Source organism: Flavobacterium sp. (assembly GCF_044349645.1).
Classification (GTDB): Bacteria; Bacteroidota; Bacteroidia; order Flavobacteriales; family Flavobacteriaceae; genus Flavobacterium.
Map to the genome: position 1 here is coordinate 1 of NZ_JBIKQP010000037.1, position 17,150 is coordinate 17,150.

Genomic DNA, 17,150 nt, shown 5'->3' on the forward strand with positions numbered 1-17,150 from the left:
CGTGAAAGCTTGAACAATGAGTTAGCTCAAAACTTGTATTTCCGAGTTTATTCAAGAAATCTAATGTGGGCTTTTTTTATATATAAATTTTACACAAACATGGACAGTACATTAATAATAATTATTTCGGGAATAGTTGGTATTGCAGGAGGTTTTATTCTTGCAAAAGTGATGGAAAAAAGCAGTGTTTCTAGTTTAGTTCAAAACGCTAAAAAAGAAGCCGCTTCAATCTTAAAAGACGCAAATTTAGAAGGAGAAAACATCAAAAAAGATAAAATTCTTCAAGCCAAAGAAAGATTTATCGAATTAAAATCGGAACACGAAGAAGTTATTCTAGGTAGAGAAAGAAAGGTTGCCGAAGTTGAAAAAAGAATTCGCGATAAAGAATCTCAAGTTTCAAATGAATTGGCAAAAGCTAAAAAAATAAACGACGATTTTGAAGCCAAAACAGCAGAATACACTTCTAAAATTGAAATTCTAGACAAGAAGCAAGTTGAAGTTGAGAAAATGCATAAAAGCCAGTTAAACCAATTAGAAGTAATATCTGGTTTATCTGCCGAAGAAGCAAGCAACCAATTAATTGAAGGTTTAAAAGCAGAAGCTAAAACCAAAGCGATGGCTCAAATTCAAGATACCATTGAAGAAGCCAAATTAACTGCTCAACAGGAAGCCAAGAAAATAATTATCAATACCATACAAAGAGTGGGAACAGAAGAAGCAGTTGAAAATTGCGTTTCTGTTTTCAACATTGAATCCGACGATGTGAAGGGAAGAATTATTGGTCGTGAAGGTCGAAATATTAGAGCTTTAGAAGCGGCAACAGGTGTAGAAATTATTGTTGATGACACTCCAGAAGCAATTATATTGTCTTGTTTCGATCCTGTGAGAAGAGAAATTGCTCGTTTAGCACTTCATAAATTAGTCACCGACGGTAGAATTCACCCAGCAAGAATTGAAGAAGTAGTTGCAAAAACGGCTAAACAAATTGACGACGAGATTATTGAAGTTGGTAAAAGAACCGTAATCGATTTAGGAATTCACGGATTGCACCCAGAATTGATTAAAGTAGTTGGTAGAATGAAATACCGTTCTTCTTATGGTCAAAACTTATTGCAACACTCAAGAGAAGTTTCCAAGCTTTGTGGAATCATGGCAGCAGAATTAGGATTGAATGTTAAACTTGCAAAAAGAGCCGGATTATTACACGATATTGGAAAAGTTCCAGATGCAGAAAGTGATTTACCACACGCATTATTAGGTATGCAATGGGCTGAAAAATATGGTGAGAAAGAAGAAGTTTGCAATGCTATTGGAGCGCACCACGATGAAATTGAAATGAAGTCATTATTATCTCCGATTATCCAAGTTTGTGATGCTATTTCTGGCGCACGTCCTGGAGCGAGAAGACAAGTTTTAGATTCTTACATTCAGCGTTTAAAAGACCTAGAAGAAGTTGCTTTCGGATTCAATGGCGTTAAAAATGCTTATGCAATTCAAGCGGGTAGAGAGTTACGTGTAATCGTAGAAAGTGAAAAAGTTTCAGATGATAACGCTGCCACTTTATCATTTGAAATTTCACAAAAGATTCAAACTGAAATGACTTATCCAGGTCAGGTGAAAGTAACGGTAATTAGAGAAACTAGAGCGGTTAATATTGCAAAATAGAACTCTTATTAAATAAATCAAGGGCTTATTAATTTAATTAGTAAGCCTTTTTTTATTTTCTAGGGTGAAAAGTGTTCATAATATCCGACAAATGTTTTCGGTCTAAATGAACATAAATTTCAGTTGTAGTAATTGATTCATGACCGAGCATCAATTGGATCGAACGTAAATCAGCACCATTTTCAAGTAAATGAGTAGCAAATGAATGACGAAAAGTATGCGGGCTGATGGTTTTATTAAGGTCGATTTTTACAGCTAACTCTTTAATTATAGTGAATATCATCGCACGCGTCAATTGGCGTCCTCTCCTATTTAAAAACAATGTGTCTTCATGCCCTTTTTGGATATTTATATGCGATCTTACATTGTCTTTATAAATTTCAATGTATTTCTGGGTATAGGAACCAATTGGTACAAATCGTTGCTTGTTCCCTTTTCCTGTAATCTTAATAAACCCTTCATCAAAGAAAAGATCCGATATTTTAAGAGAAACCAACTCAGAAACTCGCAATCCACATCCGTAAAGTGTTTCGAGCATGGCTCTATTTCTTTCACCTTCATTCGAACTTAAATCGATTGCTGAGATGAGTCGGTCAATATCAACAATTGATAAAGTATCTGGTAGTTTTCGACCAATTCTAGGAGTTTCAATTAATTCTAGGGGATTGTCAGGTCTATAATCTTCAAATATCAAATAGGAAAAAAAACTCTTTAAACCCGAAATTATTCTAGCTTGTGACCTTGCATTTAATTGCTTTGCAATATGATAAATAAACTGTTGGATAGTTTCTTCGGTTATCGTAATTGGCGAAATAGTAATAGAATTCTCATCTAAAAAAAGGCATAGCCTTTCGATATCGAAAGAATAATTGTCGATGGTATTTTTCGACATTCCTCTTTCAATTCTCAAATAGGATTGATAACTTTTTATGTAAGTACTCCAATTCATTAGTACAAAGGAAAACTATTTTCATAAAAAAACCACGCCTAAAGCGTGGTTTAATTATTATAAAAAATTCAAATTAGAATTTATATCCAAAAGACAATTGAATGTTAGAGTTTTTTGAATCAGTTGAAACTCCAGATACGTCTTTAATTACATTTGATAATCCTATGCTGTAACGTAATCCTAGAGACATAGTTTCATTAAGATTATACCCTGCACCTAAATTAAAACCAAAATCAGTTGAATTACACATATCTTTAATATCAGTTCCGTCAGATTTAGCAGACATTAAGAAACCAATTTGAGGTCCTGCTTCAATACTAAAAGCATCAGCTACATAATATTTAGCCATAACTGGAATATTAAAGTAATTTAGATTTGTAGTGTAATTAGCTCCATTAGCAGAAATCTTTCCACCTTGTGCAGAATACAATAATTCAGGTTGAATTGCGAATTTGTCGCTCATTTTAAATTCTGCAAAACCACCCAAATGGAAAGCTAATAAAGAGGTATGTTCTCCAAGAGTATTATTTGACATGTTCAAACCACCTTTAACACCATACTTAGTGTCTTGTGCATTAGCAAAGCTAAACGCGAATACTGCTAAAGCAGTTAATAAAACTTTTTTCATTTTAATTTTTATTTATTGTTAATAATATTCAAATTTAGAAATTATACATCCTCAATAAACACTTGATTTTTTATAGTTATTAACAATTTTATTAACAACTTATCAACAATACCTCTCTAAAAGCCAATGCTTTAAATTGGATGAGTCATAAATAAAAAAAACCACGCTATAAGCGTGGTTTAAAATAATGCATTTAGAATTAGAATTTGTAAACCAATCCTAAAGAAAGATTATCCATATCTAATCCAATAGAAGTAGTACTTACAGCAGATCCTCCATCAGGAGTAACTGAAACGTAGCGTAAACCAGCTATATCAGCTCTTACTGCAAAGTGACTAGATACGAAATAATTAACACCGTAAGCTAATTGTAATCCCATAGCTTTGTAATCACCTCCGTCAGTTCCAGAACCAAACGCTAATCCTAATGATACGTTTGTTGAAAATTGATTTTTAGCGTTAAATACATAAGCACCACCAACTTGAAAATCAGTTGATTTTACATTTCCATTACTAGCTGTAGAAAATCCAGCTGATAAAGCGATAGCGTCGGTTACAAAATAACCAACTGATGGAGCAAAACTAGTCACCGTGTTTGATCCACTTACAGATGAACTAACACTACTAACCGTAGCACTACCAAAAACATCCCCTTTTGAGAAACCAAAAGATTTAGAATCTTGTGCATTAGCAAAGCTAAATGCAAATACTGCAACTGCAGTTAAAATAATTTTTTTCATTTTTGTTTTGTTTAAAATTAATAATGGTAAAATTATCGATTTTAAGAAATAAGATTTTGCACATTTTATTTATACTTATTAACAATTTTATCAACAATACCAAATTTCAAAGGGTTTAGAAGATTGTAATTATTAACAAAACAGATAGTTTCATAGCGATAAGTGTGATGATAATTGTATTTTAATTTAGTTTTAACAATATAAAATCAATCATTATCTGTAAGTTTTCCTACTTTTACTAAAAAAAAATGAAATTAATAATTATAAATGGACCAAATTTAAATTTGTTAGGTAAAAGAGAACCTGAAATTTATGGACAACAAACATTTGAAGATTATTTTTCGGTATTAAAAAACAAATATCCTAATATTGAGCTGGATTATTTTCAAAGTAATATTGAGGGTGAATTAATTTCTAAAATTCAAGAAGTTGGTTTTTCATTTGATGGAATAATTCTAAACGCAGCTGCTTACACTCATACTTCTATCGGTATTGGTGATGCGGTAAAAGCAATTTCAACACCTGTAATTGAAGTACACATTTCTAACACTTTCTCTAGAGAAACATTTCGCCATCAATCCTACATCTCTGCAAATGCAAAAGGGGTAATTATTGGGTTCGGTTTGAAAAGTTACGATTTGGCTTTACAGTCATTTATTTAGCATTATATTATATAGTAACAAATAGACCTTTAATTCGTCAATAAAATTAAATAACAAATAAACCATGAAAAAAATAACTTACTTATTATTACTAGCCTGTATTTCAAATTTTGCTCAAATTAAAGGAACTGTTTCGGATGAAAAAGGAAATCCGTTGCCTTTTGTAACGATTTTTTCTTCAAATACCTATAATGGAACTACTTCAAATGATAACGGTATTTACGAATTAAACATAAAATCTATTGGTAAACACACTATAGTATTTCAATATCTGGGCTTCAAGACTCAAAAAATAGCTATTGATATAGAAAAATTCCCATACCAATTGAATGTAAAAATGATTGAGGAAAATTATACTTTAAACGAGGTGGTTATCAATCAAAAGGAAAATCCTGCCAATGCAATTATAAGAAGCGCAATTGCTAGCAAAAAAGAAAATTCAGATAAAACAGCAAAGTTTAAAGCTGATTTTTATTCTAGAGGAATTTTTAAAGTCAAAGATCTTCCGAAGAAAATATTTGGACAAAAAATTGATCTTGGCGAACAAATGGGAGCAAATATCGATTCAACAGGAAGTGGGATTATGTATTTATCAGAGACCGTTTCAAAAATCTCGTATGAAAAACCAAATAACTTAAAAGAGAAAATTATTGCTTCCAAAATCAGCGGAAATAATAACGGATTTAGTTACAATACTGCAGAATCATCATTGTATGACTTTTATAACAACACTATAGATTTCAATGTAAGCATGATTTCACCAATTGCGAATAATGCTTTCAATTATTACAAATACAAATTAGAAGGCACTTTCTTTGATGAAAACAGACAACAAATTTGTAAAATTAAAGTCATTCCAAAAAGAGATAAAGAACCTACTTTTGAAGGATATATTTATATTGTAGACGATAGTTGGGCAATTTATGCTGTTGATTTAGACATTAAAGGATACAGGATGAAAAATGAATTTTTAGAGTCTATGAATTTAAAACAAAACTATAGTTACAATTCTAAAAATAAAATTTGGGCCAAAAATTCTCAAAGTTTATCTTTCAGCGCAGGAATATTTGGAATTAAATTCAATGGAAAATTTAATTATGTTTTTAGCAATTACGAATTTATAAATTCATTTGAAAAGAAAACTTTCGGAAATGAAGTACTTAGTTTTGAAGAAAACGCAAATAAAAAAGACACTGTCTTTTGGAATAAAAACCGACCAATACCATTAACCTCTGAAGAATCAATTGATTATCAAAAAAAAGACAGTATTTATTTGATAAGAAGTTCAAAAACCTATTTAGATTCAATTGATAATAAAAATAATAAATTCAAAATTGGAAATATAATATTTGGATATACTTATAAAAACTCATTCAAAAAAATGAGCTTTAACTACTCCGGATTAATGGATTTAAGTTCGCTAACTTTTAACACCGTTCAGGGTTATAATATGTCAACTGGTTTTAGTTATTATAAAAGAAATGAAGAAAAAGGCAAGAGAACAGAAATTAGAACCGATATTAACTATGGATTTTCAGATGAGAGATTACGTGTAACTGGTCGATTTTATCATCAATTCAACAATCAAAATTATGCCAATTTATCTATTAACGGAGGAACGAAAGTAGAACAATTTAATAGTAATGAACCAATTAGTCCATTTATTAATTCAACCAGCACCCTATTCTTTAAAAGTAATTATATGAAATTGTATAATTTGGAATTTGCACGAATAAATTACGGTCAAGATATTGCCAATGGAATTAATATTAATGGTAGAGTAGAATATGTTCAAAGAAAACCGCTTTTTAATACAACGGATTTTACAATATTAAAAAGTGATTTGCCCTATACGTCAAATAATCCACTGGATGAAAATGATTATTTAAACCCAGGATTTGAAAAACATCATTTAGTTAAAATAGGATTAAATGCTCGAATTAATTTTGGAAACAAATACTTTTCACGCCCGGACGGAAAATTCAATTTCAGAAATGAAAAATACCCAACCCTTTTCTTAGGTTTTGAAAAAGCAGTGGCTGGAAGCGAAAAAAAGTATGAATTTGAACATTTAAGCTCTCGTGTTTTCTACGATATTAATATGGGAAATAAAGGAAACCTTGCGATGAATATAAAAGGTGGAAAATTATTTAACGCTACCGATATTGCCTTTATGGATTACAAACATTTCAATGGAAATCAAACCCACATTGGAGGAACTGACCGTTATTTAAATGTGTTTAATTTTATGCCATATTACACAAATAGCACCAATGATAGCTATTTCGAAGCTCATGTAGAACACAATGATCAAGGCTTTTTTACCAATAAAATTCCATTAATTAACAAATTAAAATCAACTTTAATTCTCGGATTCCATCAATTGGCGGTTCCAAACAGAAAGCCTTACACCGAATATACAATTGGTTTAGACAATTTAGGTTTTGGAAAATTCAAATTATTTAGATTGGATTATATACGATCTTATCAAAATGGATACATCGGAGACGGCGTTATTTTTGGATTAAAAATCCTAAATGCATTGGATTAATTTAATTTAAAATAAAAAAAGCGGGAAAATCACCCGCTTTTTTTATTACATATTTTATATTAATTCGGTTCTATATGAATTAATACATGACCTAATTCAACAATATTTTCTCGTAAAGTATCTTTCAATAAATGGGCAATATCATGCCCTTTTGTAACAGAGATATTTCCGTCTACAACGGCGTGTAAATCGACGTGATACTTCATTCCTGATTTTCGTATAAAACATTTTTCAGTAGCGATTACACCTTCAACTGTTAAAGATATTTTTCTTATTTCAGCCTCTAAATCTTCATATAAATGTTCGTCCATAATCTCACCTAAAGCAGGTCTGAAAATAAGATAACTATGATATAAAATAAATGCTGAAGCAAAAAGTGCTGCCCAGTCATCTGCAGATTCATATCCTTTTCCTAAAAACAACGCAATTGAGATTCCCAAAAATGCTGCAACAGAGGTAATTGCATCACTTCTATGGTGCCAAGCATCTGCTTTAAGCGAAGAACTATTTGTTTGAATTCCTCTTTTCATTACCAATCGGAAGGAATATTCTTTCCAAATAATAATTGCACCTAAAACAAATAATGTCCAAGGTTTTGGTAATTCATGCGGAGTGCCAATATTAGCTATACTCTCATAAGCAATTATAGTTGCAGAGGTAATTAAGAACCCAACTACTAAAAAAGTAATTAAAGGTTCCACACGACCGTGACCATAAGGGTGATTTGCATCTGCAGGACGATTAGAATATTTTATCCCAAATAAAACTAAAAACGAGGAAAAAATATCGGTAGTCGATTCAATTGCATCTGCAATTAGCGCATAAGAATTTCCAAAAACTCCGGCTGCACCTTTTATAATTGCTAAACAAGTGTTCCCAACAATACTAAAATAAGTTGCTTTTACAGCTGTTTGTTCACTTGTTTTCATTGCATTTTTTAGGCATCCCCTAAACCAAGTTAGGCTCTTACGATATTTGCTCCAATTGCTCTCAATCTTTCATCAATTCTCTCGTAACCTCGGTCAATTTGTTCAATATTTTGAATTGTGCTGGTTCCTTTTGCAGAAAGTGCGGCGATTAACAAAGAAATTCCAGCACGAATATCTGGTGACGACATTGTTGTTGCTTTCAATTGAGATTGAAAATTGTGTCCCATAACCACCGCTCTGTGTGGGTCACAAAGCATGATTTTAGCACCCATGTCAATCAATTTATCGACGAAAAATAATCGGCTTTCAAACATTTTTTGGTGAATTAAAACATCCCCTTTCGCTTGAGTTGCAACCACTAAAACGATACTCAATAAGTCGGGTGTAAAACCTGGCCATGGTGCATCGGCAATTGTAAGTATTGAACCGTCAATATCTGTTTTTATTTCGTAACCGTCATTATGAGCAGGAATATAGATATCGTCACCTCTTTTTTCAAGGGTAATACCCAATTTTCTGAAGGTATTGGGAATAATTCCAAGGTTATCCCAACTCACATTTTTTATTGTAATTTCACTTCTAGTCATGGCAGCAAGACCAATCCAAGAACCTATTTCAATCATATCTGGAAGAATTGTGTGTTCGCATCCACCAAGGCTTTCAACTCCTTCAATCGTCAATAAATTTGATCCAACGCCAGTAATATTGCCTCCCATTGAATTCAACATTTTGCTCAATTGTTGCAAATAGGGTTCGCAAGCAGCATTATAAACAGTAGTTTTTCCTTTAGCTAAAACTGCTGCCATCAAGATATTAGCAGTTCCTGTTACTGAAGCTTCGTCCAACAACATATCGGTACCTTTCAAACCATTTGGGGCTTCAACACCATAAAAATGATCTTCTCTATTGTATCGGAACTTTGCGCCTAAATTGATAAATCCTTCAAAGTGCGTGTCTAATCTTCTTCTTCCAATTTTATCTCCTCCTGGCTTTGGAATATATCCTTTACCAAAACGAGCTAATAGTGGACCAACAATCATAATTGAGCCTCTTAACGAACCTCCTTCTTTTTTGAATGCTTCAGTTTCTAGGTAGCCAACATTAACTTCATCAGCTTGAAAAGTGATAGAACTTGGAGAATTTCTTTGAATTTTAACTCCTAGATTTCCTAGTAAAGTAATTAATTTATTGACATCAATAATGTCTGGAATATTGTTGATAGTGACTTTTTCAGGAGTTAAAAGTACAGCACATAGTATTTGTAATGCTTCGTTTTTTGCCCCTTGTGGAGTGATATCCCCTTTTAGTCGAATGCCACCTTCAATTTTAAATGTTCCCATATTTTATTTTAATAAATTAATAGTTTAATCCTTATAAAAATGCTTATATTTTATAATGGTTTTCTGATTTTATTTTTATGATTTTGATTATTAGATTTACCTGTTTTTGAAATTTTAGGCTTAATAATTGGTCCAGAAGGATTCGTTTTGTTGGAGACTTTCTTATTTGTTCTCATCAAATCCGAGGTATTTAAAAGCACTTCTGTACTTTGAAGCAAATTAATTTTTCCGCCTGAAAGTTCATATAAATGTTCGAAAATAACGTCGTCTTTTACAGTGTCTTTATTCCAACTCAAATAACATTTTTTCATGTGGTTAGCGATCACTTTCACTAAAGCTGATTTCATTTCACCTTCTTCCCACTTATTAGCAACATCAATCATGTATTTTATATTATTACCATAGAAACGATATTTTGGAAAGTTTTGAGGATAATTTAATACATCTGGTTTAAGTTGTAATACTTCTCGTGTAGGAATTGGATAAGGAGATTCAACATCCAATTTAAAATCGGACATTATAAATAATTGATCCCATAATTTATGTTGGAAATCCAAAACATCACGTAAATGAGGATTTAAACTTCCCATTACTTGGATAATATATTTTGCGGCTTTATTTCTTTCAATAGGATCCTCGATTACAGTTGCTTGATCAATCAATTTTTGCAAATGGCGACCGTATTCAGGGATAATTAAATGAGGTCTTTCTGAATTGTATTCTAAATTAAATACAACATCATTAGCTACTTCTTTTTGATATTTTGATTCCATATTTATAGGGAAATTATACCTTCTACAGTTGATACTTCGAGGTATTTGTCTATTATACTTTGAGCATTTAGCATTGGCACATTTATTGAAATACTAGTGTATTTACCTGTTTTTGAATGCCTTGTGTCTATAACTGCACCCATATTATTGAATGCATTTTCGACAGTATCTATTTTATTTTGGTCGTTTGGAACTATGAATTTAAATAAGTACTTAGTGGGCCAGGAAGTGTTATTATTCAATTCCAAACGCAATCTTTCGTAAAATTCAGTAGTCTTTTTGTCCATCAAAAATAAAATATAGCAAATATAAGGTAAATATTATGAATTATAAAGTGGATAAAAATAATAAATGTTCATTGGAAAAATAACTTTTCAAATACCAATTTCTTTAAGTAAGTTTGTAACCAATTTTTTAAAAGTGCAAAAGAAAATTAAAGTAATTATTGGCGGTCCTGGTACAGGAAAAACATCAATCATCGATGAGCTAAAAGCCCGAGGTTATTGTTGTTATCCTGAGATTTCTCGTGAGGTAACTCTGGAAGCCCGAAAACAAGGAATTGACCAATTATTTCTAGAACAACCTTTACTTTTCAGCGAGCTTTTATTAGAAGGTAGAAAAAAACAATATTTAGAGGCACAAAACGAACTCCATGATGTAGTTTTTATTGACCGTGGAATTCCTGATGTATTGGCTTACATGCATTATATTGGCGACTCCTACCCTTCTTTTTTTGATGCTGCTTGTCGCGAAAATATCTATTCAGAGGTTTATATTCTTCCGCCATGGAAAGAAATTTATGTTAGTGATGAAGCTCGATATGAAAACTACGAACAATCGGAATTGATTCACAACCATTTGGTTGAAACCTACACTAAATATGGTTATAATTTAATTGAAGTCCCAAAAGATAGCTTAGATAACAGAATTCTTTTTATCTTAGATAAAATTTAAATCAGAAATAACATTATTTTCTGAAATATTTAAGCCAAATTAAATGCCGCAAGCTTTAGAAATTCTAAAAAAATACTGGAAACACGATCAGTTTAGATCACTTCAAAAGGAAATTATTGATTCTGTTTTGAGTGGTCAAGATACGTTTGCCTTATTGCCAACAGGTGGTGGAAAATCGATTTGTTTTCAGGTTCCAGCTTTAATGAAAGACGGAATTTGCTTGGTAATTTCTCCATTGGTAGCACTAATAAAAGACCAAGTTCAAAATTTACAAAGTCGAGATATTAAAGCAATTGCTCTGACTGGCGGATTAAAATCTGATGAAATTTCGGTGCTTTTAGACAATTGCCAATTTGGAAATTACAAATTCATCTACCTTTCCCCTGAGCGACTACAAACAGATTGGATTTTAGACCGAATAAAACAATTACCCATTTCGATGATTGCAATCGATGAGGCGCATTGTGTTTCGCAGTGGGGCCATGATTTTCGACCTTCCTATTTAAAAATATCAAATTTAAAATCTCATTTTTCAAAAATACCTTTCATTGCCCTCACTGCTTCTGCAACAAAAAGAGTGCAAGAAGATGTTATTTTACAATTGGGATTAAAAGATACGGCGCTTTTCCAAAAGTCATTCAAAAGAGACAATATTGCCTATTTTGTAACTGAAGCTGAGGACAAACTTTTCAAGATGGAACAAATTTTGAAAAAAAATCCAGAACCTTCAATAATATACGTTCGCAACAGAAAATCATGCTTGGATATTTCATCCCAGTTAAAATCCATGGGGTTTCGCACCACATATTACCACGGAGGCTTATCTGCTAAGGAAAAAGAAAAAAATATGGAACTATGGATGTCGGATGAGGCGCAAGTAATTGTTGCCACAAATGCATTTGGGATGGGAATTGATAAAGCAAATGTTAAAACTGTAATCCATATTCAACTTCCTGAAAATATTGAGAATTACTACCAAGAAGCAGGTCGCGCTGGAAGAAATGAAGAAAAAGCCTACGCTATTTTATTGACCAGTTCTTACGATAAATTGAACGCTGAAAATCAGTTTATTTCTGTTTTACCAGATAAAGAGTTCTTAAATTATATGTTTGTAAAATTGTGTAATTATTTCCAAATAGCTTATGGTGAAGGAATTGAAGAGCAATATACATTCAATTTAAATCAGTTTTGTAGCAAATATCAATTTCCGATAATTAAAACCTACAATGCATTACAGTTTTTAGACCGACAAGGGATAGTCACTTTATCACAAGAATTTTCAGAAAAAGTTACGGTACAATTTGTAATTCCATCGAAAGAAGTTATTCGTTACATGAGTTTAAATACCAGAGAAGAACCAATAATATTGGCATTACTTCGCACTTACCCAGGAATTCATGATGTTCCAGCTGGAATAAATTTGACATTAATTGCTAAAAAAGCAGAAACTACAGAAAACAATGTGAGTTCGTTATTATTGCAATTAAAAGAAAAAGGAATCATCGATTATCAAGCAAAAAGTAATGACACGAGAATAATTTTTAATGTAATTCGGGAAGATGAACGAACGATTAATAGTGTATCAAAATATTTAGAAATCCAAAATAAGTTAAAAAAAGAGCAATTAAATTCTGTTATTGAATATGTAAATGATGAATCCAATTGTAAAAGCAAAATGATATTAAATTATTTTGATGAACAATCAAATGAAGATTGCGGAATTTGTTCGTATTGTATTTCAGAAAACAATAAAGATATTGGTACAGAGGATTTGAGAAATCAGATTTTAACATTATTGAAAATAAAAGCACTAAATTCAAGAGAAATTCAAATTCATATTAATAAGTCATCTGATGCAATTATCTTTGCGTTACAAAACTTATTAGAAAACGGAGAAATAATTATTTCACCCAACAACAGATACACCTTAAAATAGAAATGGAAAAATTGAGAATCGTTTTTATGGGAACCCCAGAATTTGCTGTTGGCATTTTGGATACTATATTAAAGAACAACTACGAGGTTGTAGGAGTTATTACAGCTGCAGATAAACCTGCGGGTCGTGGCCAAAAGATAAAATATTCTGCGGTAAAAGAATATGCATTAGAAAACAACCTCACCCTTTTACAACCTACGAATTTAAAAGATCCAGCTTTCTTAGAAAATTTAAAGGCTCTAAATGCCAATTTACAAATAATTGTTGCATTTAGAATGTTGCCAAAATTAGTTTGGGATATGCCAAAATACGGAACTTTTAACCTACACGCATCGTTGCTTCCAAATTATCGTGGAGCAGCACCAATAAATTGGGCAATAATCAATGGAGAATCTAAAACTGGCGTTACTACCTTTTATATAGATGACAAAATTGATACAGGAGCAATGATTTTGAGTAGTGAAACACCAATTCATCCAGATGAAAATGCAGGCCAACTTCATGACCGATTAATGATTTTAGGGAGTCAAACAGTAATTGACACCCTTAAATTGATTGATAATGAACAAGTTTCACCAACAATTCAAGAAGACAATTCAGAAATAAAAACGGCCTATAAATTAGATAAAGACAATTGTAAAATCGATTGGAATAAATCCGGTATAGAAATTCACAATCAAATACGTGGACTTTCGCCTTATCCAGTGGCTTGGAGTTATTTTAAAGATGACAATCAAGAGTGGAATGTGAAAATTTACGAATCAAAATTTAATGTTGAAAATCATTCTTTTCCTATTGGTTTAATTCTAACTACAAAAAAAGAAATAAAAGTGGCCGTTTCGAATGGATTTATTCAAATTTTGAGTCTACAATTCCCTGGAAAGAAAAAAATGACAACTTCTGAACTATTAAATGGAATGACATTTTCAGATAAAGCCTTGGTTTTATAAGGCATTAAGGAGTTGAATGCATTCAAAAAAAGGTAATATTTAGCCTCTTTATCAACAAAAATAGTAAGTTATCAACAAAAGTGGTAGATTTTTAAAAAAACGCTTGCACAGTAATGTATTCCTACTAATTTTGTTACTGTAATGAAATTTTTAACCAACATTTAATATCTATTATTATGAACAAATCAGAATTAATTGACGCAATCGCTGCTGACGCAGGAATTACTAAAGCAGCTGCAAAATCAGCTTTAGAATCATTTTTAGGAAATGTAAGTGGTACATTAAAAAAAGGTGGTAGAGTATCTTTAGTAGGATTCGGATCTTGGTCAGTATCTGCAAGAGCAGCTAGAGACGGAAGAAACCCACAAACTGGAGCAACTATCAAAATTGCTGCTAAAAAAGTTGTTAAATTTAAAGCTGGAGCTGAATTAGAATCAGCTGTAAACTAATAATTTACCAAAATAAATTAAAGCCACGCATTGCGTGGCTTTTTTTTTGAATAAATTTGTATAATAATAATCAAAAGATGCCCTCAACAAAAATCATTAAAGGAAATTTACTCATTGCCGAACCTTCTTCGGTTTATGACCAACCTTTTAATAGATCGATTGTACTATTAACAGAATACAATGAGGAAGGAACTGTCGGTTTTATTATTAACAAACCCCTTGACTATTCTATCAACGATTTAATTCCAACAATAACCGCAGAATTTTCAGTTTTTTATGGTGGCCCTGTAAGTCCTGAAAATGTCTATTTCATTCATAATGTTCCAGACATTATAACTGATGGGATTGAAATATCTTCGGGTTTATTTTGGGGAGGGAATTTTGAAAATACTATTGCTGAAATTAACAATGGAACCATTAAGAAAGATAATATTCGATTTTTTATTGGTTATTCAGGCTGGGAAATTGAACAATTAGAAGATGAAATCATTTCTAAATATTGGGTAGTTGTTGATAATAAATATCAAAATGATATTCTAAGCAAAGAAGCTAGTGATTTTTGGAAAGAAAAAATTCAAGAATTGGGTGGCGATTATATACTTTGGGCAAACGCGCCTGAAAATCCTTTTTGGAATTAAGACAACCTAATTTGAGCGTTTAACAAAGCAACTAACTTAGTTGACAATGTATTTCCAAATTGTTTTTTTCGGTATTTGGTAATCGGTTGAATTCCTTTAATGACATTTGAAATAAATAATTCATCCGCTTTTTGAAGGTCAAATGGAGAAATTTCCCCCTCTTCCACTTCTAAACCCTCCATTTTTGATGCTAAATTAAGGACTTGCTTGCGCAAAACTCCGTTCAAACAACCTTCCGATAAAGCTGGAGTAATTAATTTTCCATTTAAAACCATAAAAATATTTCCCTGCAAAGCCTCAGCAACGTTTTTACTTTCATTCAATAATAAGCAATTATCAAGACCATTTTCATTCGCATAAATACTTGCAGTTACATTTAAAATTTTGTTGGTCGTTTTTAAAGTAGAAAGCAATTGTTTGGTAATATAGAAATCTTTGTATAAATCAACTTCATAGGGTTTTGAATCTATAGAATACAACTTGTTTTCTAGTGGGCTGCAATTGATTAAGTACGAAACTGAACGCTGAACTGGTAAATAATTTCCGCCTTCATTTCTATAAACGGTAACTCTAACTCTTGCTGAATCTTTACATCCATTGGCTTTAGCCAAATTTAGAATTTGTTCTTCAAAAAATTCCATGGTAAAATTCATTGGGATTTCCATTCTCACAATTCTCATTGAAGCCATTAATCTAAAGTAGTGGTCTTCTAGAAATAGGATTTTTTGATCTACTATTTTCATAGATTCAAAAACGCCATCACCATAAAGAAAGGCGCGATTATTAACCAATAAATTGGTTTCTGAATCAGTAATTGTACCGTTAAAATTTATCATAAAAAAAGTCACGCTTAGAGCGTGACAAATATAAGTTTAAAAAATTAAAATCTAAACAGAACCGATAACATGTTTTAAATCGGAAATTTGACTTTCCCAAAGCAGTTTTACTTCTTCAAAATCTTCCTCAAAAGCAAAATCGGTCACCATTAAAGAAACGTCTTTAGTGATTTCATCTTCTAGAATTCGCAATTCAAAAAAGTAATCGGTGTCTTTATTGTCTTCGTCGATCCAACGGAATTTTACTCTTTCATCCGATTTTCTTGCCGTTAATCTAGCTTTTTCTTCGGAGCCATCCCATATAAAAGTAAAAAACTCACCACGCGAATTTACATTATCAGCGAACCATTCAGAAAGACCGGAGGGAGTTGATATATATTGATATAATAATTGAGGTGAAGAATTCAATTGAAATTCTAATTCGTATTTTACTTTTGTATTCATGACTTGCTGAAAAATTTTTGTGAAATATATAGATTAAATAACGAATAAAAAAGCAAATTAAAATATATTTTATTTTCTTCAATATATATTTGCAACATCTGATTTATGTTTTATATTTGCACCCGCATTGATAGATGCAAATAACCGAAAAAGGCGAGGTAGCTCAGTCGGTTAGAGCGCAGGATTCATAACCCTGAGGTCGAGAGTTCAAATCTCTCTCTCGCTACGAAAGAAAATTCAATGAAACTGCGGTTTAGTGTACACTAAACCGCTTTTTTTATGTCGAATATTTTATTACTTTTACAAAGAGTACACCAAAACGTACACCAAAACAGACACTCTTTGGATAAAAAAAATTTTTCTGTACCCAAAATTTACACTGGTGGTGTGGATATCACTTTATGGAATGAACTTTCAAAAGAAGAGCAAAAACAAGCACTTTCTAAAGATTGGTATATCTATTATAAATTTATCGATTCCACCACTGGAAATCTAAAACGTATGCCTAATATAAAAGGTGGCTGTAATAGATATAAAACTAAAAAAGAGCGATTGTTGGTATTAACTCAATTAAGAGATGCTCTTGAATATCTATTAGAAAAAGGTTTGAACCCTTATTCAGATTCCGATACCAGTTTGCTTGAATTAGAAAAAGCACCTCCAAGGAAAAGCAAAATGGTTGTTGTTGTTGCTCCTGTTTCAAATGA

General features: G+C 31.7%; 17 protein-coding genes, 1 tRNA gene and 1 pseudogene. 10 read left to right on the top strand and 9 right to left on the bottom strand.

From position 1 onward, the window contains the following. The first annotated feature begins 99 nt into the window (after positions 1-99). Entirely contained in the window at positions 100-1,665 is a 1,566-nt protein-coding gene (gene rny, locus AC9UFV_RS07860; protein ID WP_509574626.1) for a ribonuclease Y, read from the top strand. Between the two features lie 52 nt (positions 1,666-1,717). Here the strand turns inward: rny and xerD are convergent, their stop codons facing one another. The 3 genes from xerD to AC9UFV_RS07875 form a co-directional block, all read right to left on the bottom strand. After that, entirely contained in the window at positions 1,718-2,614 is an 897-nt protein-coding gene (xerD, locus tag AC9UFV_RS07865) for a site-specific tyrosine recombinase XerD (protein ID WP_509574600.1), read from the bottom strand. 73 nt (positions 2,615-2,687) lie between these two features. Next, on the bottom strand, positions 2,688-3,242 hold the full coding sequence (locus tag AC9UFV_RS07870; RefSeq protein WP_509574602.1) for a porin family protein: 555 nt from the start codon (positions 3,240-3,242) through the stop codon (positions 2,688-2,690). Positions 3,243-3,441: 199 nt separating this feature from the next. Beyond that, positions 3,442-3,981, bottom strand: coding sequence for an outer membrane beta-barrel protein (locus tag AC9UFV_RS07875; protein WP_509574604.1), 540 nt, complete (start codon positions 3,979-3,981; stop codon positions 3,442-3,444). Positions 3,982-4,229: 248 nt separating this feature from the next. Between AC9UFV_RS07875 and aroQ the strand changes: the two genes are divergently transcribed. Together aroQ and AC9UFV_RS07885 are read left to right on the top strand one after the other, a co-directional pair. Beyond that, on the top strand, positions 4,230-4,643 hold the full coding sequence (gene aroQ / locus AC9UFV_RS07880) for a type II 3-dehydroquinate dehydratase (protein ID WP_509574606.1): 414 nt from the start codon (positions 4,230-4,232) through the stop codon (positions 4,641-4,643). A gap of 64 nt (positions 4,644-4,707) precedes the next feature. Further along, on the top strand, positions 4,708-7,194 hold the full coding sequence (locus tag AC9UFV_RS07885; RefSeq protein WP_509574608.1) for a DUF5686 and carboxypeptidase regulatory-like domain-containing protein: 2,487 nt from the start codon (positions 4,708-4,710) through the stop codon (positions 7,192-7,194). A gap of 59 nt (positions 7,195-7,253) precedes the next feature. On the opposite strand, the gene AC9UFV_RS07890 is transcribed toward AC9UFV_RS07885, so the two are convergent. Genes AC9UFV_RS07890 through AC9UFV_RS07905 form a run of 4 tightly spaced genes read right to left on the bottom strand, consistent with a single transcriptional unit; the run spans position 7,254 to position 10,523 of the window. Beyond that, complete coding sequence (locus AC9UFV_RS07890; protein WP_509574610.1) at positions 7,254-8,123, bottom strand: cation diffusion facilitator family transporter; 870 nt, start codon at positions 8,121-8,123, stop codon at positions 7,254-7,256. A 29-nt stretch (positions 8,124-8,152) separates the two neighbouring features. Then, positions 8,153-9,463 (bottom strand): UDP-N-acetylglucosamine 1-carboxyvinyltransferase, encoded by a 1,311-nt coding sequence (gene murA, locus AC9UFV_RS07895; RefSeq protein ID WP_509574612.1) that lies wholly within the window; start codon positions 9,461-9,463, stop codon positions 8,153-8,155. A 50-nt stretch (positions 9,464-9,513) separates the two neighbouring features. Next, positions 9,514-10,236 carry a DUF4290 domain-containing protein gene (locus AC9UFV_RS07900; protein ID WP_509574614.1) on the bottom strand — a complete coding sequence of 241 codons (723 nt, stop codon included), beginning with the start codon at positions 10,234-10,236 and terminating at the stop codon, positions 9,514-9,516. 2 nt (positions 10,237-10,238) lie between these two features. Further along, complete coding sequence (locus AC9UFV_RS07905; RefSeq protein WP_509574616.1) at positions 10,239-10,523, bottom strand: DUF493 family protein; 285 nt, start codon at positions 10,521-10,523, stop codon at positions 10,239-10,241. A gap of 133 nt (positions 10,524-10,656) precedes the next feature. Here AC9UFV_RS07905 and AC9UFV_RS07910 point away from each other — a divergent pair, with 133 nt between their 5' ends. The 5 genes from AC9UFV_RS07910 to AC9UFV_RS07930 all read left to right on the top strand — a co-directional run bounded on the left by AC9UFV_RS07910 (position 10,657) and on the right by AC9UFV_RS07930 (position 15,163). Then, on the top strand, positions 10,657-11,190 hold the full coding sequence (locus AC9UFV_RS07910) for an AAA family ATPase (RefSeq protein ID WP_509574628.1): 534 nt from the start codon (positions 10,657-10,659) through the stop codon (positions 11,188-11,190). Between the two features lie 43 nt (positions 11,191-11,233). Beyond that, a complete protein-coding gene (locus AC9UFV_RS07915) occupies positions 11,234-13,126 on the top strand; it encodes a RecQ family ATP-dependent DNA helicase (RefSeq protein ID WP_509574618.1) in 1,893 nt (630 codons plus the stop codon). A gap of 2 nt (positions 13,127-13,128) precedes the next feature. After that, a complete protein-coding gene (gene fmt, locus AC9UFV_RS07920; protein ID WP_509574620.1) occupies positions 13,129-14,076 on the top strand; it encodes a methionyl-tRNA formyltransferase in 948 nt (315 codons plus the stop codon). A gap of 176 nt (positions 14,077-14,252) precedes the next feature. Then, positions 14,253-14,525 carry an HU family DNA-binding protein gene (locus AC9UFV_RS07925; protein ID WP_509519866.1) on the top strand — a complete coding sequence of 91 codons (273 nt, stop codon included), beginning with the start codon at positions 14,253-14,255 and terminating at the stop codon, positions 14,523-14,525. A 77-nt stretch (positions 14,526-14,602) separates the two neighbouring features. Beyond that, on the top strand, positions 14,603-15,163 hold the full coding sequence (locus AC9UFV_RS07930) for a YqgE/AlgH family protein (RefSeq protein WP_509574622.1): 561 nt from the start codon (positions 14,603-14,605) through the stop codon (positions 15,161-15,163). Here AC9UFV_RS07930 and AC9UFV_RS07935 read toward each other — a convergent pair. Next, the gene (locus AC9UFV_RS07935) at positions 15,160-15,999 is read right to left on the bottom strand and encodes an aminotransferase class IV (protein WP_509574624.1); all 840 of its coding nucleotides are present in this window, start codon (positions 15,997-15,999) and stop codon (positions 15,160-15,162) included. The two genes, AC9UFV_RS07930 and AC9UFV_RS07935, sit on opposite strands and share 4 nt — an antisense overlap. A gap of 51 nt (positions 16,000-16,050) precedes the next feature. Continuing rightward, positions 16,051-16,443 (bottom strand): START-like domain-containing protein, encoded by a 393-nt coding sequence (locus AC9UFV_RS07940; protein WP_509519861.1) that lies wholly within the window; start codon positions 16,441-16,443, stop codon positions 16,051-16,053. Between the two features lie 152 nt (positions 16,444-16,595). On the opposite strand from AC9UFV_RS07940, the gene AC9UFV_RS07945 reads away from it, so the two are divergent. Then, positions 16,596-16,669, top strand: a tRNA-Met gene (locus tag AC9UFV_RS07945). 53 nt (positions 16,670-16,722) lie between these two features. Further along, positions 16,723-17,150, top strand: a pseudogene (locus AC9UFV_RS07950) (site-specific integrase); the annotation flags it as partial.